At 73.3% G+C, this 21,438-nt stretch carries 21 protein-coding genes; 9 read left to right on the forward strand and 12 right to left on the reverse strand.

Annotated elements, in window-relative coordinates; genetic code table 11:
• Nucleotides 1-48: 48 nt before the first annotated feature.
• Nucleotides 49-786 carry a hypothetical protein gene (locus HL054_RS09050; protein WP_369138597.1) on the forward strand — a complete coding sequence of 246 codons (738 nt, stop codon included), beginning with the start codon at nt 49-51 and terminating at the stop codon, nt 784-786.
• Nucleotides 787-889: 103 nt separating this feature from the next.
• On the opposite strand, the gene HL054_RS09055 is transcribed toward HL054_RS09050, so the two are convergent.
• The 5 genes from HL054_RS09055 to HL054_RS09075 all read right to left on the reverse strand — a co-directional run bounded on the left by HL054_RS09055 (nt 890) and on the right by HL054_RS09075 (nt 6,978).
• On the reverse strand, nt 890-2,065 hold the full coding sequence (locus tag HL054_RS09055) for a ferrochelatase (protein WP_369138598.1): 1,176 nt from the start codon (nt 2,063-2,065) through the stop codon (nt 890-892).
• Between the two features lie 7 nt (nt 2,066-2,072).
• Nucleotides 2,073-2,852, reverse strand: a complete 780-nt coding sequence (fabI, locus tag HL054_RS09060) for an enoyl-ACP reductase FabI (protein WP_369138599.1) — start codon at nt 2,850-2,852, stop codon at nt 2,073-2,075.
• Between the two features lie 2 nt (nt 2,853-2,854).
• Nucleotides 2,855-3,559, reverse strand: coding sequence for a 3-oxoacyl-ACP reductase FabG (gene fabG / locus HL054_RS09065; protein WP_369138600.1), 705 nt, complete (start codon nt 3,557-3,559; stop codon nt 2,855-2,857).
• 99 nt (nt 3,560-3,658) lie between these two features.
• A complete protein-coding gene (gene ppsA / locus HL054_RS09070) occupies nt 3,659-6,070 on the reverse strand; it encodes a phosphoenolpyruvate synthase (RefSeq protein WP_369138601.1) in 2,412 nt (803 codons plus the stop codon).
• Nucleotides 6,070-6,978, reverse strand: coding sequence for a pyruvate, water dikinase regulatory protein (locus HL054_RS09075; RefSeq protein ID WP_369138602.1), 909 nt, complete (start codon nt 6,976-6,978; stop codon nt 6,070-6,072). The genes ppsA and HL054_RS09075 overlap by 1 nt, the downstream gene beginning before the upstream one ends.
• Nucleotides 6,979-7,291: 313 nt before the next feature.
• Between HL054_RS09075 and HL054_RS09080 the strand changes: the two genes are divergently transcribed.
• A complete protein-coding gene (locus HL054_RS09080) occupies nt 7,292-7,630 on the forward strand; it encodes a hypothetical protein (protein WP_369138604.1) in 339 nt (112 codons plus the stop codon).
• Between the two features lie 37 nt (nt 7,631-7,667).
• Here the strand turns inward: HL054_RS09080 and HL054_RS09085 are convergent, their stop codons facing one another.
• From HL054_RS09085 to HL054_RS09115, 7 genes are all read right to left on the reverse strand, one after another.
• Complete coding sequence (locus tag HL054_RS09085; protein ID WP_369138605.1) at nt 7,668-8,318, reverse strand: nuclear transport factor 2 family protein; 651 nt, start codon at nt 8,316-8,318, stop codon at nt 7,668-7,670.
• Nucleotides 8,319-8,355: 37 nt separating this feature from the next.
• The gene (locus HL054_RS09090) at nt 8,356-9,090 is read right to left on the reverse strand and encodes an IclR family transcriptional regulator (protein ID WP_369138606.1); all 735 of its coding nucleotides are present in this window, start codon (nt 9,088-9,090) and stop codon (nt 8,356-8,358) included.
• A gap of 59 nt (nt 9,091-9,149) precedes the next feature.
• The gene (locus HL054_RS09095) at nt 9,150-10,247 is read right to left on the reverse strand and encodes an extracellular solute-binding protein (RefSeq protein ID WP_369138607.1); all 1,098 of its coding nucleotides are present in this window, start codon (nt 10,245-10,247) and stop codon (nt 9,150-9,152) included.
• Between the two features lie 272 nt (nt 10,248-10,519).
• The gene (locus HL054_RS09100) at nt 10,520-11,653 is read right to left on the reverse strand and encodes an ABC transporter ATP-binding protein (RefSeq protein WP_369138608.1); all 1,134 of its coding nucleotides are present in this window, start codon (nt 11,651-11,653) and stop codon (nt 10,520-10,522) included.
• Nucleotides 11,653-12,525, reverse strand: coding sequence for an ABC transporter permease (locus HL054_RS09105; RefSeq protein WP_369138610.1), 873 nt, complete (start codon nt 12,523-12,525; stop codon nt 11,653-11,655). Before HL054_RS09105 ends, HL054_RS09100 begins: the two co-directional genes overlap by 1 nt.
• On the reverse strand, nt 12,522-13,364 hold the full coding sequence (locus HL054_RS09110; RefSeq protein ID WP_369138611.1) for an ABC transporter permease: 843 nt from the start codon (nt 13,362-13,364) through the stop codon (nt 12,522-12,524). The genes HL054_RS09105 and HL054_RS09110 overlap by 4 nt, the downstream gene beginning before the upstream one ends.
• A 113-nt stretch (nt 13,365-13,477) precedes the next feature.
• Entirely contained in the window at nt 13,478-14,263 is a 786-nt protein-coding gene (locus HL054_RS09115) for an IclR family transcriptional regulator (protein ID WP_369138612.1), read from the reverse strand.
• 194 nt (nt 14,264-14,457) lie between these two features.
• Here HL054_RS09115 and HL054_RS09120 point away from each other — a divergent pair, with 194 nt between their 5' ends.
• Genes HL054_RS09120 through HL054_RS09150 form a run of 7 tightly spaced genes read left to right on the forward strand, consistent with a single transcriptional unit; the run spans nt 14,458 to nt 21,437 of the window.
• Nucleotides 14,458-15,378 carry a DUF6282 family protein gene (locus HL054_RS09120; protein ID WP_369138613.1) on the forward strand — a complete coding sequence of 307 codons (921 nt, stop codon included), beginning with the start codon at nt 14,458-14,460 and terminating at the stop codon, nt 15,376-15,378.
• The gene (locus tag HL054_RS09125) at nt 15,378-16,325 is read left to right on the forward strand and encodes a 3-keto-5-aminohexanoate cleavage protein (RefSeq protein ID WP_369138614.1); all 948 of its coding nucleotides are present in this window, start codon (nt 15,378-15,380) and stop codon (nt 16,323-16,325) included. The genes HL054_RS09120 and HL054_RS09125 overlap by 1 nt, the downstream gene beginning before the upstream one ends.
• Nucleotides 16,322-17,233, forward strand: coding sequence for a hypothetical protein (locus tag HL054_RS09130; RefSeq protein WP_369138615.1), 912 nt, complete (start codon nt 16,322-16,324; stop codon nt 17,231-17,233). The genes HL054_RS09125 and HL054_RS09130 overlap by 4 nt, the downstream gene beginning before the upstream one ends.
• Complete coding sequence (locus HL054_RS09135) at nt 17,230-18,015, forward strand: HpcH/HpaI aldolase family protein (protein WP_369138616.1); 786 nt, start codon at nt 17,230-17,232, stop codon at nt 18,013-18,015. The genes HL054_RS09130 and HL054_RS09135 overlap by 4 nt, the downstream gene beginning before the upstream one ends.
• An 11-nt stretch (nt 18,016-18,026) precedes the next feature.
• Nucleotides 18,027-18,782, forward strand: coding sequence for an SDR family NAD(P)-dependent oxidoreductase (locus HL054_RS09140; RefSeq protein ID WP_369138618.1), 756 nt, complete (start codon nt 18,027-18,029; stop codon nt 18,780-18,782).
• Nucleotides 18,775-20,013 carry an iron-containing alcohol dehydrogenase gene (locus HL054_RS09145; protein WP_369138620.1) on the forward strand — a complete coding sequence of 413 codons (1,239 nt, stop codon included), beginning with the start codon at nt 18,775-18,777 and terminating at the stop codon, nt 20,011-20,013. Before HL054_RS09140 ends, HL054_RS09145 begins: the two co-directional genes overlap by 8 nt.
• Nucleotides 20,010-21,437: an NAD-dependent succinate-semialdehyde dehydrogenase gene (locus tag HL054_RS09150; protein ID WP_369138621.1), complete on the forward strand. Its 1,428-nt coding sequence runs from the start codon at nt 20,010-20,012 to the stop codon at nt 21,435-21,437. Before HL054_RS09145 ends, HL054_RS09150 begins: the two co-directional genes overlap by 4 nt.
• Nucleotide 21,438: the final 1 nt, after the last annotated feature.

A 21,438-nucleotide genomic window follows, 5' to 3' on the forward strand; every position in this document is an offset into this window, starting at 1 on the left:
CACGGTGCCTGCTGCCGGGGTGGCGTCGGGGTCGTAGCCTCGTCAGTCGTGCACGACATCGCCGCCGGCCGGGTGGCCGTCTGGGCCACCGCGTGGCTCACCGGACGCGCCTCCTACGACGCCGCTCTCGACGCCCTGCTGGGCGACACCGCCCACCGCGTGGTCGGGCTGCCCGACACCGAGGAGGCCGTCCCGCTGGGCTGGGCGCTGAGCGCGCTGCGCGGCCTCGGCGAGCGCCGGCTCCGGCTGGTGCTGCCGGTGCCCGGCGACGTCCGCGGGCTGCCACCGGTGCCGGCGCTGGTCGCGGCGGCGCTGGAGTCCGGGCAGGCCGTGGTCGGCGACCGGGTCGCGCTGGTGCCCGAGGAGCTCGGCCCCGAGGCGGTGTCCTGGACGGCGTTCGACCTGGCCGGCGCTCCCCCGCTCCCGCCCCCGGTGGAGGGCAACCTGCGGGCGGTCTCCGGCGAGCTGGACCTGGCCGTCGGCGACGCGGCCCGCACCCTGGTGTCGCTGGACCTGGCGCGGTGGAACCCCGAGGTGCCGGGGCTGCTGGCCGGCCTGGCGAAGACCACCCGGGCGCCGGGCCTGCCCGACGGCCACGAGCCGCTGGCGCTGTCGGTGCTGGGCCGGGCGCAGCGGCTGTCCCGGGTGCTCGACCTGGCGATGGCCGACGCGCCCGGCGCCGCGGTCACCCACCAGCAGGCCGCGGCCCGCGACGACGCGCTGCGCCCGCTCGCCGACGCCGTCCGGCACGCCACCGTGGCGTCGTACAACTGGGTGCCGCGCTAGCGCCCGCTCCCCACGGTGCCTGGGTGTCGCATCGCACGCGTTCGGTGCGCGTTGCCCTGACTGCAGCGCGGGCAACGCGCACGGAACGCGTGCAACGCGAGGATCAGCCGGCGGCGGGGCGACCCGCTGGACGCGCGACGAAGCAGCAGTGTGCCGGGCAGTTGGTGCCCAGCCGCGGCTCGCCGCCGGCGCGGCGCTCGGCGAGCAGCTCCCGGAGCGAGGCGACGAACGCCGGGTGGGTGCCGGCCGTGCCGGCGCGGACGAACGCCAGGCCGAGCTCGCCCGCGGTCTCCTCGGCCTCGTTGTCCAGGTCCCAGATGACCTCGAGGTGGTCGCTGATGAAGCCGACCGGGAACACCACGACCGCCTTCTCGCCCTGCTCGGCCAGCGCCTTCAGGTGGTCGTTGACGTCGGGCTCCAGCCAGGGCACCGACGGCGGCCCGCTGCGGCTCTGCCAGACCAGGTCGAACGGCCGGCCCGGCGCGGCGGCGTCCACCGCGAGCTGGGCGGCCTGCAGCAGCTCCGCCTCGTAGGCACCGCCCTGCGGCCCGGCGACCGAGGCCATGGCGTTCGGGATGCTGTGCGCGGTGGCCACCAGCCGGGCGGTGTCCCGGACGCCGGCGGGCAGCGCGGCGATCGCGGCGGCCAGCGCCTCGGCGTTGGCCTGCACGAAGCCCGGGGCGTCGAAGTAGTGCGGCAGCTTCTCCGCGGTCGGCCCGGCCGGTGCCGACGGGTCGGACTCCAGCGCGACCCGGGCCCGGGCGACGTCCTCGTGGTACTGGCGGCAGCCGGAGAACGACGCGTAGGCCGAGGTCGCGAGCACGTAGGCGTGCTCGACGCCGTCCTCGGCCATCTGCCGCCAGACGTCCTCGACGTAGGGCGCCCAGTTCCGGTTGCCCCAGTACACCGGCAGGTCGATGCCGGCGGCGGCCAGCTCGGCCTCCAGCGCGGCGACCAGCGCCTTGTTCTGCTCGTTGATCGGGCTGACCCCGCCGAAGTGGTGGTAGTGCTCGGCGACCGCCTCGAGCCGCTCCCGCGGGATGCCGCGACCGCGGGTGACGTTCTCCAGGAAGGGCATCACGTCGTCGGTGCCCTCGGGCCCCCCGAAGCCGAGCACCAGCAGCGCCTCCCGGCGGCCGGCCGGCGCCGGTGCACGCGAGGGCTCGACCCCGCCGTTGTTGCGGACGGCGAGCGACGGCGACTGGTCCGGCTGCTGGTCGGGCGGGGTGATGGAGGTGCCAGCAGGGAGGGGGTGCCGGGGACGTGCGAGGTCGGTCACCGGACCGTCATACCCCGACGGCGTGGAACCCACCGTCGACGTGAACGATCTCACCGGTGGTGGCGGGGAACCAGTCCGACAGCAGGGCGGTGACGGCCTTGCCGGCGGGCTCGGTGTCGGTGACCGACCAGCCCAGCGGGGCACGCCCCTCCCACGCCTCCTCGAACTGCGCGCTGCCCGGGATCGACTTCATCGCCATGGTGCGCAGCGGGCCGGCGGCGACCAGGTTGACCCGGACGCCCTCGGGGCCCAGCTCGCGGGCCAGGTAGCGGGAGGTGGACTCCAGCGCCGCCTTGGCCGCACCCATCCAGCCGTACACCGGCCAGGCGACGGTGGCGTCGAAGGTCAGGCCGACCACCGAGGCGGTGTCGCCGAACAGCGGGCGGCAGGCCTGGGTGAGCGAGGCCAGCGACCAGGTGGAGACCTGGAAGGCGGTGGCGGCGTGCTCCCAGGCGACCTCGGTGAACCCGTCGCCCATCGCCTCCTGCGGCGCGAAGCCGATCGAGTGGACGACGCCGTCCAGCCGGGCGTCGTCGCCGCCGAGGTGCTCGCGCAGCCGGTCGGCCAGCGTGGACAGGTGCTCGGTGTTCGTGACGTCGAGCTCGATCACCGCCGCCTCGTGCGGCAGCCGCTTGGCGATCCGCTGGCACAGCGACAGCGCGCGGCCGAAGTTCGACAGCACGACGGTGGCGCCCTGCTCCTGCGCGAGCCGGGCGACCGAGAACGCGATCGACTGCTCGGTCAGCACCCCGGCGACCAGGATCTTCTTGCCCTCGAGAATGCCCATCGTCAGTGCCCCATCCCCAGTCCGCCGTCGACCGGGACGACGGCCCCGGTGATGTAACCCGCCGCGTCGCTCGCCAGGAAACGGACGACGCCGGCGATCTCGTCTGCCTCGGCGAGCCGCCCCAGCGGCACCTGCCCGAGGATCTCCTGCTGCCGCTTCTCCGGCAGCTCGGCGGTCATGTCGGTCGACACGAACCCCGGGGCCACTACGTTGGCGGTGATGCCGCGGCTGCCCAGCTCGCGGGCGATGGAGCGGGCCAGCCCGACCAGCCCGGACTTGCTCGCCGCGTAGTTGACCTGCCCGGCCGAGCCGAGCAGGCCGACCACCGAGCTGATGAAGACCATCCGGCCGCCGCGGGCGCGCACCATCTTCGGCGCCGCCCGCTTGGCCACCCGGTAGGCGGCGGTGAGGTTGGCGTCGATGACGTCGGTGAAGGCGTCCTCGCCCATCCGGAGCAGCAGCCCGTCGCGGGTGATGCCCGCGTTGCTGACCAGCACCTCGACCGGGCCCTGGTGCTCCTCGACCTCGGTGAACGCCCGGTCGACGGCCGCGGAGTCGGTGACGTCGCACTGGACGCCGAACAACCCCTCCGGGGCCCCGCTGCCGCGGTGGGTGACCGCGACCTGGTCGCCCGCCTCCGCGAAGGACCGGGCGATGGCCAGCCCGATCCCCCGGTTGCCCCCGGTCACCAGCACCGACCTGCCCACGAGCCCACCTCATCCGTGCCGCATTCCGTCCCGGAGAACCTATCCGGTGGCGTCCGGCCGCACCCCCGGGCACCTGCCCACCGGTGCCGGGGCGGCCCGTCAGGCCGGTCGGCCCTGCATCTTGGCCAGGTGCAGCCAGGTGTCCACGACCGTGTCCGGGTTCAGCGACATCGACTCGATGCCCTGCCCGACCAGCCACTCGGCCAGGTCCGGGTGGTCGCTGGGGCCCTGGCCGCAGATGCCGACGTACTTCCCGCGCTCCAGGCAGGCCCGGATCGCCATCTCCAGCACGGCGAGGACGGCGGGGTTGCGCTCGTCGAAGCTGCCGGCGACCAGGCTGGAGTCGCGGTCCAGGCCGAGCACCAGCTGGGTCATGTCGTTGGAGCCGATGGAGAAGCCGTCGACGTGCTCCAGGAAGTCCCCGGCCAGCAGCGCGTTGGACGGCAGCTCGCACATCATCACCACGGAGAGGTCGTTCTCCCCGCGGCGCAGCCCGTGGGTGCCCAGCAGCGCGACCACGCCCTCGATCTCGGCCACCGTCCGGACGAACGGGATCATGATCTTGACGTTGGTCAGGCCCATATCGTCCCGGACGTACCGCAGCGCCTCGCACTCCATCGCGAAGCACTCGGCGAAGTCGGCCGACAGGTACCGGGAGGCACCCCGGTAGCCCAGCATCGGGTTCTCCTCGTGCGGCTCGTAGGCCTCGCCGCCGAGCAGGTTGGCGTACTCGTTGGACTTGAAGTCGCTCATCCGCACGATCACCGGCTCCGGTGCGAACGCGGCGGCGATCATCGAGATCCCCTCGGCGACCCGCTGGACGAAGAAGTCCCGGGCCGAGGGGTAGGCGACGATCCGCTCCTCGATCTGCGCCTTGAGCGGCGCGTCCAGCGAGTCCAGCTCCAGCAGCGCCCGGGGGTGGATGCCGATCTGCCGGTTGATGATGAACTCCAGCCGGGCCAGCCCGACCCCGGCGTGCGGCAGCCGGGAGAAGGCGAAGGCCTGCTCCGGCGTCCCGACGTTCATCATGATCTTGGTGGGGATCTCCGGCATCGCGTCCAGCCGGGTCTCCTCCACCGAGAACTCCAGCAGCCCCTCGTAGACGTTGCCGGTGTCGCCCTCGGCGCAGGAGACGGTGACCTCGCGGCCGTCGGTGAGCACCCGGGTGGCGTCCCCGGTGCCGACGACGGCCGGGATGCCGAGCTCGCGGGCGATGATCGCCGCGTGGCAGGTGCGCCCGCCGCGGTTCGTGACGATCGCCGAGGCCCGCTTCATGATCGGCTCCCAGTCGGGGTCGGTCATGTCGGCCACCAGCACGTCGCCGGCGCTGAACTCGTGCATCTGGTCGACGTCGCTGAGCACCTTGACCGCGCCGGCGCCGATCTTCTGCCCGATCGCCCGCCCCTCGGTCAGCACCGGGCCGGTGGCGCCCATCCGGTAGCGCTCCGACGAGCTGCCGCTGCGCGACACGACGGTCTCCGGGCGCGCCTGCAGCACGTAGAGCTCGCCGTCGAGGCCGTCCTTGCCCCACTCGATGTCCATCGGGCGCCCGTAGTGCTCCTCGATCTTGAGCGCCTGCCGGGCCAGCTCGGTGACCTCGGCGTCGGTGAGGGACAGCCGGCGCCGGTCGTCGGCGTCGACGCCGACGAACTCCGTCGTCCGGCCCACCTCGGTCGAGTCGGTGTAGACCATCTTGGTGGCCTTCTCCCCCACCCCGCGCTTGAGCACGGCGGGGCGCCCGGCGCGCAGCGCGGGCTTGTAGACGTAGAACTCGTCGGGGTTGACCGCCCCCTGGACGACGCCCTCGCCCAGGCCGTAGGCCGAGGTGATGAACACCGCGTCGGGGAAGCCGGACTCGGTGTCCATGGTGAACATGACGCCCGAGGCTCCGACGTCCGAGCGCACCATCCGCTGGACGCCGGCCGACAGCGACACCGCCTCGTGCTCGAAGCCGTGGTGCACCCGGTAGGCGATCGCCCGGTCGTTGTAGAGCGAGGCGTAGACCTCCCGGACGGCCTGCAGCACCGCGTCGATGCCGCGCACGTTGAGGAAGGTCTCCTGCTGCCCGGCGAAGGAGGCGTCGGGCAGGTCCTCGGCGGTGGCCGACGACCGCACCGCGAAGGACGCCTCGGCGTCGTCCCCGGCGAGCCGGGCGTAGGCGGTCCGGACGTCGGCCTCCAGCGCGGGCGGGAAGGACTGGCCGACCACCCAGCCGCGGATCTCCCGGCCGGCGACGGCCAGCGCCTGGACGTCGTCGGTGTCCAGCTCGCGGAGCCGGTCGACGATCCGCTGGGCCAGCCCGGTGTCGCCCAGGAAGCGCTGGTAGGCCGAGGCGGTGGTGGCGAACCCGTCGGGGACGCGCACCCCGGCGTCGGCGAGGTTGGAGATCATCTCGCCCAGCGAGGCGTTCTTGCCGCCGACCACCTCGAGGTCGGCCAGCCCCAGGTCGGCGAACCACCGCACGTTGTCGTCGTCGGGCTGGCGGGTCGCGGTGCCGGTGTCGCTGCTCATCAGGCGTTCCCTCGTCGTCGGGGGTCTCGGCCGGGCAGACTACGGCCGCCGGAGCCGCGCCGTTGCCGGGCCAGGGTCTGGATCACCACGGCGGCGATCTCCTCGACGGAGGCCGCCGAGGTGTCCACCGTGGGCAGGTGGTGGGTCTCGTACATCGCCGTCGCGCGGCGCAGCTCGAACCGGCACTGCTCCTCGGAGGCGTACCGGGAGTCCGGCCGGCGTTCCTGCCGGACCCGGCTGAGCCGGGCAACGGTGGTGGTGAGCCCGAAGCAGCGGTCGCGCAGCTGCGCGACCGGCTGGGGCAGGTCGGTCGTCTCGAGGTCCTCGTCGACCAGCGGGTAGTTGGCCACGAACAAGCCGTGCTGCAGCGCCAGGTACATCGCCGTCGGCGTCTTGCCGCAGCGAGAGGGGGCGAGCAGGACGACGTCGGCCCGGTCCAGCCCGCGCGGGCTCAGCCCGTCGTCGTGCTCGATGGCGAACTCGATGGCGGCCATCCGGTCGTTGTACCGCCGGACGTCGCCCACGCCGTGCAGCCGGCGGGCCTCGCGCAGGCCGCGGGCGCCGAGCTGCTCCTCGACCCGGGACATGTGGATGCCGAAGAAGTCGATGATCGGCGCCTTGGTGCGCAGCAGCTCCTCGCGGACCTCGTCGACCGCGGCGGTGGTGAACACCAGCGGCGTCACCGGTCCAGCCATCGCCTCGTCGAGCTGGGCGACGACCTCCCGGGCCATCTCGACGGTGGAGATGAACGGGATGAGCGTGCGCTCGAAGTGCACGTCGGGGAACTGGATGAGCAGCGCGTTGCCCATCGTCTCGGCGCTGATGCCGGTGCTGTCGGAGAGGAAGAAGACCGGGACCACCGCGTCCGGGTCCAGCTGCCCGGGCAGGCCGGGCGCCGCACCGGTCACCGGGCGCACCGGGGCGTGCCACCAGCGGGTCGGATGGGGGTCACGTCGGCACCTCGGTCGTCCACGCGGTGTTGCACGATGCTGGCCAGTGCGTGACTACCACCCGCAGGCACCTCCTGCCCACCCCAGCTCCGCGGGGCGGGACGCCGGTGCCGCTTGTCCCCCGACCGCGGCCTGGTTACCGTGCTCGGCATGGTAGGGCAGCTGATTCGGTGCGGGCTCGTCGGCGACTGACCTCGCGCCGGCGGGTCCGAGGGCATGCCCGTCGAGGTCGCTCCCCCGCTGACCAGGGCCGTCCGGCCCGGAGGCACCCATGCCCACGCACCCCGCCCGCCCCACCGCACTCCCCGCCGCGCCGAGCCCGGCCGCGGCCTCAGCCACGGCCTCAGCCACGGCCACAGCCCCGGCCCGGGTCCGGGTCCTCGTCACCGACGAGGTCGGCCTGCAGCGGGTGGTGACCATGCTGCTGGGCCGCCAGCACGCCTTCACCCGGCTCGAGGCCGAGGAGGCCGGCGGCGAGAGGTGGACGGTCACGCTGGACCTGCTGGTCACCGAGCACCAGCTCGACCTGGTGACCTCCCGGCTGGACCGGCTGCCCAGCGTGCTCTCCGTCGACGTCACCACGCCGACCGCGCTGGCCGTCCCGGCCTGACCGCCGAGCCCGAGGAGCGCCGACCCGGGGAGCGCCGTCACCTCGGGTCGTCGATCGCCCCCTGGCCGGCCAGCCAGGCGTCCTCGCGGGCGTGGAAGGCGACCAGCTCGGACCACCGGTCGTCACCGAGCAGGTCGAGGTCGAGCTGCACCCCGCGCTGGAGCTGGGCGTAGCCGAGGAACCGGTAGGAGGGGCGGAGGGTGGCCAGCAGCTCGCGGTCCAGGTCGGGCACCTCGCCGGCGGTCACCGGCCGCAGCTCGTCCCACTCGAACAGCACGTGGAAGGTCAGCAGGCGCCACCGGCCGTCCTGCCGGACCGCCCGGGAGGAGAACCGGCAGTAGGTGTGCAGGTCCACCTCGATGCCGCCGAGCTCCTGCCGGAGGAAGATCTTCGCCGGGCTCTCGACGGTCGCGCGGTCCCCGGCCACCTCGGCGGCGGCGGGGAAGACCCAGTGCTTGCCGGAGTACGGGCCGGCCGGCGCGTCGCCCAGCAGCTCCCGGGTCGCCGCGACGTAGGCCGGCCCGCCGGTGCCGTCGTACCAGGTGGTGCGCACCCAGGCGGCCTCGTGGAAGCAGTCGGCCATGACGTCGAAGCGCCGCTGGTCACGGGCGAAGCGCTCCAGCCGGACGAGGTCGAACAGCTCCTGCCGGTCGGCCGCGGACCCGGTCCCTGCTGACTGCGTGGTCATCGACCGTCGCTCCGTCTCCTCGTGCGGGCGACTGCGGTCACCCATGTCCCAGTTCGGCGCCCAGCTCGGCGGCGGTGGCCTGCAGCGCCTCCAGCGTGGGGGCCAGGTCGAGCTCGCCGGCGCCGAGCAGCGCGATGGTGGCGGCCAGCCCCTTGTCGTCGAACACCGGCGCGGCCACCGCCACGGTGCTGTCGTTCCAGACCACGCTGTAGCCCTGCCGCCTCGCGGAGTAGACGTCGGTCTCCAGCCGGGCGCGCTGCGCCGCCGGCATCCCGGCGGTCACCGCCGCCATCTCCGCGGCGTCGCCGTAGGCCAGCATCAGCTGCGACTGCGCCGCCGTCGGGTCCAGCTTCGTGCCCGGGTGCACGGTGATCACCACGACCCGGCTGGTGTCCTCCTCCGCCAGCGCCACCACCGGGCCTGAGGCGCCCTTGACGCTGAGCACCGCGGTCATCCGCACCGCCGACCGCAGCCGCTGCAGGTGCGGGCCGGCGATCTCCACGATCCGCCGCCGGCCCAGTGCCTGGATGCCCAGTTCCAGCATCAGCGGGCCGAGGGCGAACGTGCCCCGCCGCTCCCCGCGCTCCAGGATCCCCGCCGCGGCCATCGAGGCGCAGTAGCGGTAGGCCGTCGTCCGGTTCAGCCCGGTGGCCTCGGCGATGTCGGCCGCGGACAGCTCCACCACCCCGGGGCCGAACAACGCGCAGACCTGGCCGACCCGGGCCACCGCCCGGATGTCGGCCGTCGACGTCGCGTCCTCGGAGTTCACCATGCGAGAAGACTAGTTCGCCAGGAGGACCTGAGGACGCGACGCCACCCACCCGGAGGAGGTCAGCCGGCCAGCCAGTTGGTGAGCTGCGCGGTGACGCCGTTGTAGTTCTCGGCGTACCAGTCGACGTCCTGCATGACCGTCTCGCCCTCGTTCACCGGGCCGTAGACCTCGAGCTTCTTCTGGTTGTCCGACAGGGCCGGCGTCGCGGTGGTGTTGACCGGCGCGGTGCCGAGGTCCTCGGAGATCGCCGCCGATGCGGCCGGGCCGGTGAGCGAGGAGACGAAGCGCCCGGCCGCCGCCGCGTTCGGGGCGTCCTTCGGCACGGCGAAGGCGCTCAGCGTGGTGACCGTCTGGTCCCACACGATGGTGAGGTCGACGCCCTGGTCGAGCAGCGGCACCAGCCGCGAGTCGGACAGGAAGAACATGTCGACCTGGCCGGAGCCGACCGCCTGCTGCAGCGCGCCGACGTTCGGGGCGAAGGTCGTCTCGTCGCGGATGGTGTCCAGCTTCTCCAGCGCCCGGTCGACGTCCAGCGGGTACAGCTTGTCGGGCGCGACGCCGTCGGCCAGCAGCGGGTACTCGAGGATGCCGTTCTGCAGGTTGGTCAGGATGCCGCGCTGACCGGGGTACTTCTCCGTGTCGAAGAAGTCCGCCACCGTCTTCGGCGCCTCGGCCGGGTCGGGGAAGGCCTCGGTGCGGTACGCCAGCGGGGTGGAGTTGATGAACCCGCCGACGTAGCAGTCACCGACCGCCTGGTCGACCAGCTCGGCCTCGTCCACGCCGCTGTAGTCGATCTCCTCGAACAGCGTGCCGCAGTTCTGCTGCGCCGCCGCGGGGGCGACCGCGACGACGTCCCAGGCCACCGCGCCCGCCTCCACCTGGGCCTTGACCTGGGCGACGTCCGGCGGGGAGGTGTTGACGAAGGTGATGCCGGGGTTCTCGGCCGTGTACGGCTCCTGCCAGTCCTTGATCATCGCGTCCTGGCCGTCACCGCCGTACCCGACGAAGGTCAGCTGGGCCTCGTCGGCGGCGGGGCTGCCGCCGGCGGAGGTCGCCGCCGCGGTGTCGCCACCGCCGTCGTCGCTCCCGCACGCGGCCAGCGAGGCCGCCAGGACCATCGCACCGAGGGCTCCGAACGCGCGCTTGGATCGTGGCACCGTTGTCACTTCCCTTTGAGTTGCGGGCCCGAAGGCCTCGGGCGAGTTGTTCGGCATGTGATGTATGCCTTCGCGATGTGAACGCTAGCCCCGAGGGAACCCGCGCGGCAAGCATGCGCGGCACGCCATCCGAGAAAGTCGCCCGCGCCGTGACGCATCGGTCCGCATCGTGAACGTGCAGGTGACAGCCCTGTCCCGGCGGTCGGCACAGCCCGGGCGCAGACGTGCCGGCGGTGCCGAACGGAGCTCCCGCGCGGCACCGCCGGACGCCGTCAGCGGGAGACGACCCGCTGCCGCTCCACCCGCCACCAGGCCGTCACGGCCTGCCCGACGGCCAGCTGGGTCTCCGACGCGTCCAGTCGCGCCCGGCCGGCCACGCCGCCGGCGTAGGACAGCACCACGGTGCGGTAGGACCCGAGGTACTGGACGTCGGTGACGGTCGCCGGCACCGACGGGACCCCCGGCGGGACGGCGTCGTCGGAGGGGGCGATGTGCACGTCCTCCGGCCGCACCACCAGCGCCGCCTGGGCCGCCGCGCGGGCCCGGTCGGACACCGTCCCCGGGTCGACGGTCCAGCTGCGGTCCTGCCATGCCACGGTGCTGCCCGGCGCCGAGGCGAGCTCGAAGACGTTCGAGTCGCCGAGGAAGCGGGCGGTGAACAGCGTCTCCGGCGCCTTGTACAGCGCCTCGGGCGACCCGACCTGCTCGATCTTGCCGTTGTTGAACAGCGCGATCCGGTCGGACAGGCTCATCGCCTCCTCCTGGTCGTGGGTGACGAAGACGAACGTCGACCCGACCTCCCGGTGGATGCGCTGGATCTCCGCCTGGAGCGCGCCGCGCAGGTTGCGGTCCAGCGCACCGAGCGGCTCGTCGAGCAGCAGCGCGGTGGGGCCGAACACGATGGCCCGGGCCAGCGCGACCCGCTGCTGCTGCCCGCCGGACAGCTGGGCGGGCACGTTGTCGTCGCGGCCGGTGAGCTGCACCAGCTCCAGCACCTCGGCCACCCGGCGGGTGATCTCGGCCTTGGGCACCTTCCGCTCCCGCAGCGGGTAGGCGACGTTCTGCGCCACCGTCATGTGCGGGAACAGCGCGTAGTTCTGGAACAGCATCCCGAGGTTGCGCTTGTGCGGCGGCAGGCTGCTGACGTCGTCCCCGTCGAAGGAGATGTGCCCGGAGGTGAGCGTCTCGAAGCCGGCGATGAGGTTCAGCGTCGTCGTCTTGCCCGAGCCCGACGGGCCGAGCAGCGTCATGAACTCCCCCGGCTCGATGGTCAGGGAGACCCCGTCGACGGCGGGGACGGCCAGGCCGTAGTCCTTGACGACGTCGGTCAGCCGGATCTGCGTCCCGGCGCGGGCCACCACGGGGGCGACGGGCGGCCGGGCGGTGGAGGTGGAGGTGGCGGGCATTACGACTCCTGTCGGTTCTTGCGCCGGGTGCCCAGCAGCAGCGGGACGAGGCAGACAACGGTGACCGCGGTGACCACCAGGGAGGACGTCGCGGCGATGGTCGGGTCGACCTCGAAGGTGACGCTGTTGAACATCTGGACGGGCAGCGTCTGGAAGGTCGGGGAGCGCAGGAAGAGCGCGATGACGACCTCGTCGAAGGAGGTCACGAAGGCGAAGACGGCGCCGGTGACGATGCCCCGGCTGATCAGCGGCATGGTCACCCGGACGAAGGTCCGCAGCGGGGTCGCCCCCAGGGACGCCGACGCCCGCAGCAGCTTCGAGTCGAAGCCGGACAGCGCGCTGGTCACCGAGACCAGCACGAACGGCATGCCGATCGCGGCGTGGGCGAGCACGTAGCCGGTGAAGCTGCCGACCAGGTGCCACTTCAGAAAGGAGATGTAGACGACGACCGCGATCACGATGCCCGGCGTGACGATCGAGATCATCAGCACCGTGCGGGCCAGCCGGGCCAGCCGGCCGGTGAGGTGGTGCAGCCCGACCGCCGCGGCGGTGCCGACCACGGTGGCCAGCAGGGCGGCGACCAGCGCGACGACGAAGGAGTTGCGCAGCGAGGTGAGCCACACCGGGTCGGTGAAGAAGTTCCGGTACAGCTGCAGCGAGAAGCCCTCCGGCGGGAAGCTGAAGGTGGTGGACTCGCTGAAGCTCATCGGGATGACGAACAGGGTGGGGAGCACGAAGTAGAGCCCCACCACGGCGACCACCAACCGCAGCCACCACGGGACGGCGTCCACCCCGCGGGAGCGGCGCCGGACCGGGCGGGCCGGCGGTGCGTCGGGGACGTCGGTGCGCGGGGCGCTGCCGGTCGCGGTCATCGCGGGTCCTTCGTTCCGGAGGTGGCGACGACGCCGATGGCCGAGACGGTGCCGCCGATGCGGTTGGCCCAGGCCACCAGGACCAGGGTGATGACCAGGACGACGAGGCCGAGCGCGCCGGCGCCCTCGAAGTCCAGGAGCTGGGTGGTGCGCTGGGCGAGCAGCTGCGCGATCAGCGACTCCTGCGGCGTGCCGAGCAGCGCCGGGGTGACGTAGAAGCCGAGGCTCAGGGTGAAGACCAGGATCAGCCCAGCCGTGACGCCGGCTCGGGACAGCGGCCAGTAGATCTTCCAGAAGGCGACCACCGGCGAGGAGCCGAGGCCGCGGGCGGCCAGCAGCAGCCGCCGGTCGATGCCGCCGAGCGCGCTGTACAGCGGCAGCACCATGAACGGCAGCAGCACCTGGCTCATCGCGATCGCGACGCCGGAGACGTTGCCGTAGAGGACGACGTCGAGGCCGAAGAGCTGGAAGAACCGGTCGACCGGGCCGCCGCGCTGCAGGATGAGGATCCAGGCGAAGTTGCGGGCCATCACCGAGGTCCAGAACGGCACCAGCACGATGACCAGCAGCACCGCCCGCATCCGCGGTCCGACCCGCGTCATCACGTAGGCGTAGGGGTAGCCGAGGACGAAGGCGATCACGGTGACCAGCAGCGCCGTCTGCACCGTGCGCAGCAGCACCCGCATCGTCACGCCGTCGGTGAACAGCGTCCGGTAGTGCTCATCGGTGAGGTCCGGCGCCCCGACGCTGCGCAGGAAGCTCTGCGCCAGCGGGAGGAGCAGCACCACCCCGAGCAGCGCGAGCGCCGGGACGAGCAGCAGCCAGTGCGGCCGCGGCACCCGGCGGGCGGGACCGTCGGTCCGCGCCGGGCGCCTCGTCGGTGCGGCGGTGTCGGGCGGTGTCCTGTCGGGCGGTGTCCTGTCGAGCGTTGTCATGGGGAGCCCTTTCCGACTCAGCCGGCGACCATGGAGCCGAGCGTGGACGCCGCCTCCTGGAGCGCGGCGACGCGCTCCGCGGAGTCGGCGGGGTTGAGCATCGTGCTGGTGCCGATCAGCGCCATCGCGGCCTGGACGTCGTAGGTGGCCAGCACCGGGACGGCGACCGAGGCCAGCCCGACCCGGTCGAGGTCGGCCCAGGCCAGCCGGTGCCGCCGGACGTCGTGCAGGGCCTGCCGCTCGACGGCCGCCTGGGCCTCGGTCAGCGTGGCGTGGGCCCGGGTGACCGCGCGCGGGTCGGACTGGAAGGCCAGCAGGACCCGCGTCTGGGCCGCCTTGACCTCGAGCACCGTGCCGACCCGGACGGTCAGCAGGATGGTGGTCTGCTGCGGCTCCTCGACCAGCGTGACGACCGCGCCGGTGCGGCCCAGGAAGCTGAGCACGCTGGTGAGGCCGGTGGTGTCGGCCAGCTGGCGCATGATCGCCGGGGCCAGGGTGATCAGCTGCTGGCGCACCGAGACCAGCGCGGAGAGCTGGTCGAGCAGCGGCCCGGGGCCGGCGGTGGCGCTGAGGAAGCCGGCCTGCTGCAGCGACTGCAGGTAGCGGTGCGCGGTGGTGCGGTTGAGGCCGAGCCGCTCGGCGACCAGCGGCGCGGTGAGCCGGCGGGTGTCCTGGTCGAGCAGGGCGAGCACGTTGGCCGCCCGGTCGATCGCCTGGATCAGCGCCCGCTCCGGGTCGGCACCCACCGGTGCCCGGCCCGGCGGCGGCGCCGGCGGGGCCTGGCCGCGGACGGCGACCTCCATGTGCGACTCCTCCCCTGAGCGCCCGGTGCGCTCTGCGTCACAGAGTCAAGCAGCCGTTCGTTCAGGATGCAATCACCAGATCCGCATGATGAACAATGCGCCTCACCGGTGCTGGACACCTCTCGAGCCGTGTGCATAGGCTGAACACGACGAACGCATCCCGAACACGGGTCCCGAACACGAGGAGGTCACGGATGGTCACCGCAGGCACAGACGTCACGCCGTCGCCGGCACTGCTGAAGGTCCTGGACGGCACCGTCGACCTGCACTGCCACTCCGGCCCCAGCCCGTTCCCGCGGCGCCTGGACCACGTCGAGGCGTCCTGGGAGGGCGCCCGGATCGGCATGCGCGCCGCGCTGGTGAAGTCCCACCACCACAACACGGTGATGGACCTGCTGGCCATGGGCCCGCGGCTGGCCGAGGCGCCGACGCCGATGTACGGCGGTGTCGCCCTCAACTCCGAGGTCGGCGGCATGAACCCGTCGGCGGTCGCGGTGGCGATCAACATGGGCGGCCGCTGCGTCTGGGGGCCGACGGTCTCCGCGGCGCAGCACATCGAGGCGCACCGCCACGACGACGGCTTCCCGCACAACACCGGCAACCTCTACGAGCAGGAGGTGTCGGTCTTCGACGCCGCCGGTGAGGTGTCCGAGCAGACCGACCTGGTCACCCGGCTGGTCGGCGACGCCGGCATCCTGCTCACCGGCGGGCACCTGGACGGCGACTCGATGGTGGCCTTCTTCGAGACGGCCCGCCGCAACGGGGTGACCCGGATGCTCGTCCACCACCCGGACTACATCATCAAGGCCTCGGACCAGGCGATCGAGAAGATGCTCTCCCTGGGCGCCTTCGTGGAGCACGAGCTGTCCATGTACGACCCGCGGGTGACCGCACCGGACTGGCCGATCGAGCAGCTCGTGGACTGGATCCACAAGATCGGGCCGGAGCGCACGGTCATCGACTCCGACCTCGGCCAGGTGGGCAACCCGCTGCCGGTCGACGCCTACCTGCTCGTCGTCCAGCAGCTGCTCGACCACGGCATCGCCGAGGCCGACATCCGCCAGATGATCTGCCGGAACACCGCCTTCCTGCTGGGGCTGGAGGAGACCAACTGATGCGCAAGGCCGAGAAGGTCGTCATCACCACCGCGGTCACCGGGTCGGTCAACGTCCCGTCGCAGAGCCCGTACCTGCCGCTGAGCGCCGACCAGGTGGTCGAGGCCGCGCTCGGGGCGATCGAGGCGGGTTCGGCCGTCGTCCACCTGCACGCCCGGCACCCCGACGGCCGGCCGGCGTGGGAGCCGGAGGTGTTCGAGCAGATCGTCCCGCGGATCACCGAGGCCACCGACGCGGTCATCAACATCACCACCGGCGGCTCGTCGGCGATGACCATGGAGCAGCGGCTGGCCGGCGCCACCCGGTTCCAGCCGGAGCTGGCCTCGATGAACATGGGCTCGATGAACTTCGTGTACTCGGGGATCGCCGACCGGGTGACCGACTGGCAGCACGACTGGGAGCGCCCGTACGTGCTCAACACGTACTCGCACCCCTTCGTCAACAGCTTCGACCGGATCGAGCACACCCTGCGCACGCTGGGCGAGACCGGCACCCGCTTCGAGTACGAGTGCTACGACATCGGCCACCTGTACTCGCTTGCCTACTTCGTCGACAAGGGCCTGGCCCCGACGCCGCTGCTGGTCCAGGGCGTGTTCGGCATCCTCGGCGGCATCGGCGCCGACCACGAGAACCTCGAGCACATGGTGCGGATCGCCGACAAGCTCTTCGGCGACGACTACTCCTTCTCCGCCTTCGCCGCGGGGCGGGACCAGATGCAGTTCGCCACCCACAGCGCCTGGCTCGGCGGGCACGTCCGGGTCGGGCTGGAGGACAGCCTGTGGCTGGGCAAGGGCCGCCTCGCGGAGACCAACGCCGAGCAGGTCACCAAGATCCGTGGCGTCGTCGAGGACCTCGGCAAGCAGATCGCCACACCGGACGACGCCCGCGCGATGCTCGCGCTGCGCGGCCGGGACACCACCTCATCGAAGGGCAGTGCGCTCGCATGACCACCTACGCCGCCGACGACATCCGCTCCGCGCTGGCCACCGCCGCGCCGGTGCAGACCGTCGACCCCAGCACGCCGATCCGGCCGTCGCAGTGGATCGCCTTCCTCGAGCAGCCGCCGACCGAGACCGCAGCGCACGGCAGCCGCACCTGGGTCGCCCGCGCGGCCAACCTGGTCATCGCCTGGACCGAGGCCCGGGCCGGCGACGTCTTCCCCCGCACCGGCCAGCCCGACGAGTACTCGGTGCTGCTGTACTCCGACAGCGCACCGGTGACCGTCACCGCCGGCGGCCGCACCGAGTCCGTCGCCGAGGAGGCCTTCGTCGTCGTCCCGCCCGGGGACAGCGAGGTGCGGGTGGACGCCGACGGCGTGCTGATCCGGCTGTTCTCCCCCCGCGCCGAGGACCTGGCCGCGAGCGCCGTCAACGCCGACGTCTACGCCGAGCCCGACCCGCGGGCCGCGCCGCTGGTGCCGTGGCCGGACCCGGTCGGCGGGTTCCGGCTGCGGGTCTACCGGCTGGCCGACACCCCGATCGCCGAGGGCCGGTTCGGCCGGATCTTCCGGACGACGAACGTGATGGTGAACTTCCTGGCCGAGGAGCCGGCGCCGCGCAACGCGCAGAAGCTGTCCCCGCACCACCACGACGACTTCGAGCAGGTGTCACTCGCCGTCAAGGGCCGGTTCGTGCACCACATCCGGTACCCGTGGGGGCCGGACTCGTCGCAGTGGCGGCCGGACGAGAGCCGGGAGATCCCGACACCGTCGATCTGCGTGATCCCCCCGCCGACGGTGCACACCACCCAGGGCGTGGGCGACCACCAGCAGCTGATCGACCTCTTCTCCCCGCCGCGGGTGGACTTCTCGGCCTCCGGCTGGGTGCTCAACGCCGACGACTACCCGGCCCGGTGACCGCGCCGAGGACGAGCCTGCTCCGCGCCGCCCTGGCCGACGGCCGCGGACCCGCGCTGGGCACCTGGGTGAAGATCCCGGCGACCGAGGTCGTCGAGCTGGTCGCGCTGGCCGGCTTCGACTTCGTCGTCATCGACCTGGAGCACTCGCCGATCGACCTCGAGTCGGCGTTCCGGCTGATCGGCACGGCGCTGCACACCGGCGTCTCCCCCGTCGTCCGGGTGCCCGACCTGCACCCCGGCCTGGTGCAGCGGGTGCTCGACGCCGGTGCCGAGGGCCTGATGGTGCCGCACGTGGACACCGTCGAGCAGGCGCGGGCGGCGGCGGACGCGGTGCGCTTCCCGCCGCTGGGCTCCCGGGGCGTGGGGGCCACCAGCCGGGCCGGCGCGTGGGGCGCGCTGCCGCTGGCGGAGTACCTCCGCTACGGCCAGCAGGAGGTCGTGCTCATCGCCCAGGTCGAGAGCGCCCTCGGGGTCGCCAACGCCGGGGCGATCGCGGCCGTCGAGGGGGTGGACGCGCTGCTCGTCGGCGCGGCCGACCTCGCGGTGGGCGAGGGGAAGGCCCAGACCGACCCGGACGTCGTCGCGCTCATCGCCTCCGCCGTCGCGCAGGGCCGCGCGGCCGGGGTGCCGGTCGGCAACGCCGGTGCGGCCACCGCGGAGGCCGTGCGCGCGGCCCTCGACGCCGGTTTCACCTTCACCATGCTCAGCAACGACGCCACCCTCCTCGGCACCGCGGCCCGGGCCGCGGTCGAGGCGGGCCGGGCGGTGACCTCGCGATGACAGGAGGACAGATGACCGGGCCACTGGCCGGGACGGTGGTGCTCGTCGTCGGTGCGAGCGCCGGCATCGGCGCGGACACCGCGCGGGTGCTGGCCGCCGACGGCGCGAGCCTGATGCTCGTCGCCCGCACCGAGGGGCCGCTCGCGGCGCTCACCGAGGAGCTCGCCGCGGCCGGCCACGACGTGGCCTGCACGACCGGCGACGTCTCCTCCGCCGCCGACGTCACCCGGTTCGTCGACGCGACCGTCGCCCGCTTCGGCCGGCTCGACGGCGCGTTCAACAACGCCGCGATGACCCAGGCCGGCCGGCTGGACCGCGTCCCGGAGGAGGACTTCGACCGGATCATGGCCGTGAACGTGAAGGGCACCTGGCTCTGCCTCCGCGAGGAGGTGCGGGTGATGGAGCAGCAGGGCTCCGGCTCGATCGTGAACGTGAGCAGCATCGGCGGGCTGCGCGGCAGCTCGGGCATGGGCGCCTACCAGGCCAGCAAGCACGCGGTCATCGGGCTCACCCGCACCGCGGCGCACGACGTCGGCCCGCTGGGCATCCGGGTCAACGTGATCGCCCCCGGCCCGACCGAGACGCCGATGCTGGAGCAGACCCGGCGGGCGATCCCCGGCGGCGTCGAGGCCCGGATCGCCGCGACGCCGCTGCGGAAGGCCGGCACCGGCCCGGAGGTCGGGCACGTGGTGTCCTTCCTGGTCAGCGACCGCGCCAGCCACCTGTCCGGCGTGGTGCTGCCGGTGGACGGTGGTTTCGTTGCCTGACGCCCCGGCCCTGCCGATCGGCACGCTGCGGCTGCCCGCCCGGGTGCACGTCGGCTACGGGGCCCGCGCCCAGCTGCCCGGGATCGTCGCGCGGCACGGCCGGCGGGTGCTGGCCGTGGTCGACCCCTTCCTGGTGGGCACCCCGGTGCTCGCCGAGGTCGTCGACCAGCTCACCGCCGCCGGCCTCGACGTGCGGGTGCACGCCGATATCACCCCCGAGCTGCCGGTCGACACGCTGACCGCGGCCGCCGAGGTGGCCCGCGAGCACGGTGCCGACGTCGTCCTGGCCATCGGCGGCGGCAGCGCGCTCGACGCGGCCAAGGTCGTGGCGCTGCTGTCGCGCTACGACGGTCCGCTGTCCCGCTACTACGGCGAGAACCTGGTGCCCGGGCCGGTCCTGCCGATCGTGGCGGTGCCCACGACGGCCGGCACCGGCTCGGAGGTCACCCCGGTCGCGGTGGTGTCCGACCCCGAGCGGGAGCTGAAGGTCGGGGTCTCCAGCCCCTTCCTGGTGCCGGTCGCGGCGGTCGTCGACCCCGAGCTCACCCTCGGCGCGCCGGCGTCGGTGACCGCGTTCTCCGGCATCGACGCCCTCGTGCACGCGGTCGAGTCCTACACCGCGCGACCGCTGGCGACCGACTGGTCGGCGCCGCAGCCGGTGTTCACCGGGCGCAACGTGCTCACCGAGCCCATCGCCCTGCAGGCGGCCGGGCACCTGGGGCCGTGGCTGCCGGTCGCCGTCCGGGAGCCGGGCAACCGGCGCGCCCGGCACGAGGTCGCGCTGGGGGCCCTGCTGGGCGGGATCGCCTTCGGCTCGACCGGCACGCACCTGTGCCACGCGCTGCAGTACCCGATCGGCGCGCTGACGAAGACCCCGCACGGGCTGGGCACCGGGCTGGTGCTGCCGTACGTGCTCGACCTGCTGCGTCAGGACGCCGAGGTCGCCGGCCGGATCGCCGCGCTGGGCGCGGCCCTCGAGGGCATCGCCCCGGAGGACGCCTCGGCCGAGCGCACCCTCGACCGGGTGGTCGCGATCAACGCGGAGATCGGCGTCCCGGCCGACCTGGCCGCGATCGGCCTGGACCGCGACCAGCTGCCGCACGTGGCGGACCTCGCCCTGCGGTCGGCCCGGCTGCTCGCCATCGCGCCGGTCGACCCGACCCGCGACCTGCTGCTCGACCTCCTCGAGCGCGCCCACGCCGGGACCCTGACCGATCGGAGCGCCACGTGAACCTGCAGACCGACCTGTTCATCGACGGGCAGTGGCGGCCGGGGGGCGACGGCGGCCGGTTCGACGTCACCGACCCCTCCGACGGCTCGGTGGTCGCCCGGTTCGCGATCGCCACCGAGGCCGACTGCCACGCCGCGGTCGACGCGGCCGCCACCGCCCAGGAGACGTGGGCGGCGACCGCCCCGCGGGAGCGCAGCGAGCTGCTGCGCGCCGCCTACGACGTGCTCACCGCCGAGGTCGAGCAGTTCGCCGAGCTGATGGTGCGGGAGAACGGCAAGTCCTGGTCCGACGCGATCGGCGAGGCCACCTACGCCAAGGAGTTCTTCCGCTGGTTCGCCGAGGAGGCCGTGCGGGTGCCCGGGGACTACCGGCTCTCCCCCGCCGGCGACAAGCGGATCGTGGTGGACCGGCAGCCCATCGGGGTCTCGCTGCTCATCACGCCGTGGAACTTCCCGGCCGCGATGGCCACCCGCAAGCTCGCCCCCGCGCTGGCCGCGGGCTGCACCACGATCCTCAAGCCGGCCCGGGAGACCCCGCTGACCGCCGCCTACGTGGTCGACGTGCTGCACCGGGTCGGGGTGCCGCGCGGCGTGGTGAACCTGGTGACGCCGGTGCCCACCGGTCCGCTGGTGAAGGCGATGGTCGACCGGCCCGAGGTGCGCAAGCTGTCCTTCACCGGGTCGACCGAGGTCGGCCGGGAGCTGCTGCACGCCTGCGCCGACAGCGTGGTCAGCGCCTCGATGGAGCTCGGTGGCAACGCCCCGCTGGTCGTGCTGCCCGGGGCCGACCTGGACGTCGCGGTCGCCGGGGCGCTGCTGGCCAAGATGCGCAACGGCGGCTCGGCGTGCACCGCGGCCAACCGGTTCTACGTGCACAGCTCGCTGCACGACGAGTTCGTCGCCCGGATGGACGCCGCGCTGGGCGAGGTGGCCGTCGGGCCGGGGCTCGACCGCACCAACGACCTCGGCGCGCTCGTCTCGGTGGCCGAGCGGGACAAGGTGGCGGCGCTGGTCGACGGCGCGGTGGCCGCGGGCGCGACCGTCGTCCGGGGTGGCTCGTCCTCCACCCGGGGCGCGTTCTACGACGCCACCCTGCTCACCGGCGTGCAGCACGGCTGGCAGATCACCGAGACCGAGATCTTCGGGCCGGTCACCGCGGTCGTCCGCTTCGACGACGTCGACGACGCGGTCGCGATGGCCAACGACACCGTCTACGGGCTGATGGCCTACGTGTTCGGCGAGGAGCGGGCCGCGATGGCCGTCGCCCGCCGGCTGGAGGCGGGCATGGTCGCGGTCAACCGCGGCGTGGTGAGCGACCCGGCCGCGCCGTTCGGCGGGGTGAAGCAGAGCGGGCTGGGCCGGGAGGGCAGCTCCGAGGGGATCCTGGAGTTCCTCGAGGAGAAGTACATCGCGCTCACCGCCTGAC

The sequence above is a fragment of the Modestobacter versicolor genome (genome assembly GCF_041028285.1).
In the GTDB taxonomy this organism is placed as follows: Bacteria; Actinomycetota; Actinomycetes; order Mycobacteriales; family Geodermatophilaceae; genus Modestobacter; species Modestobacter versicolor_A.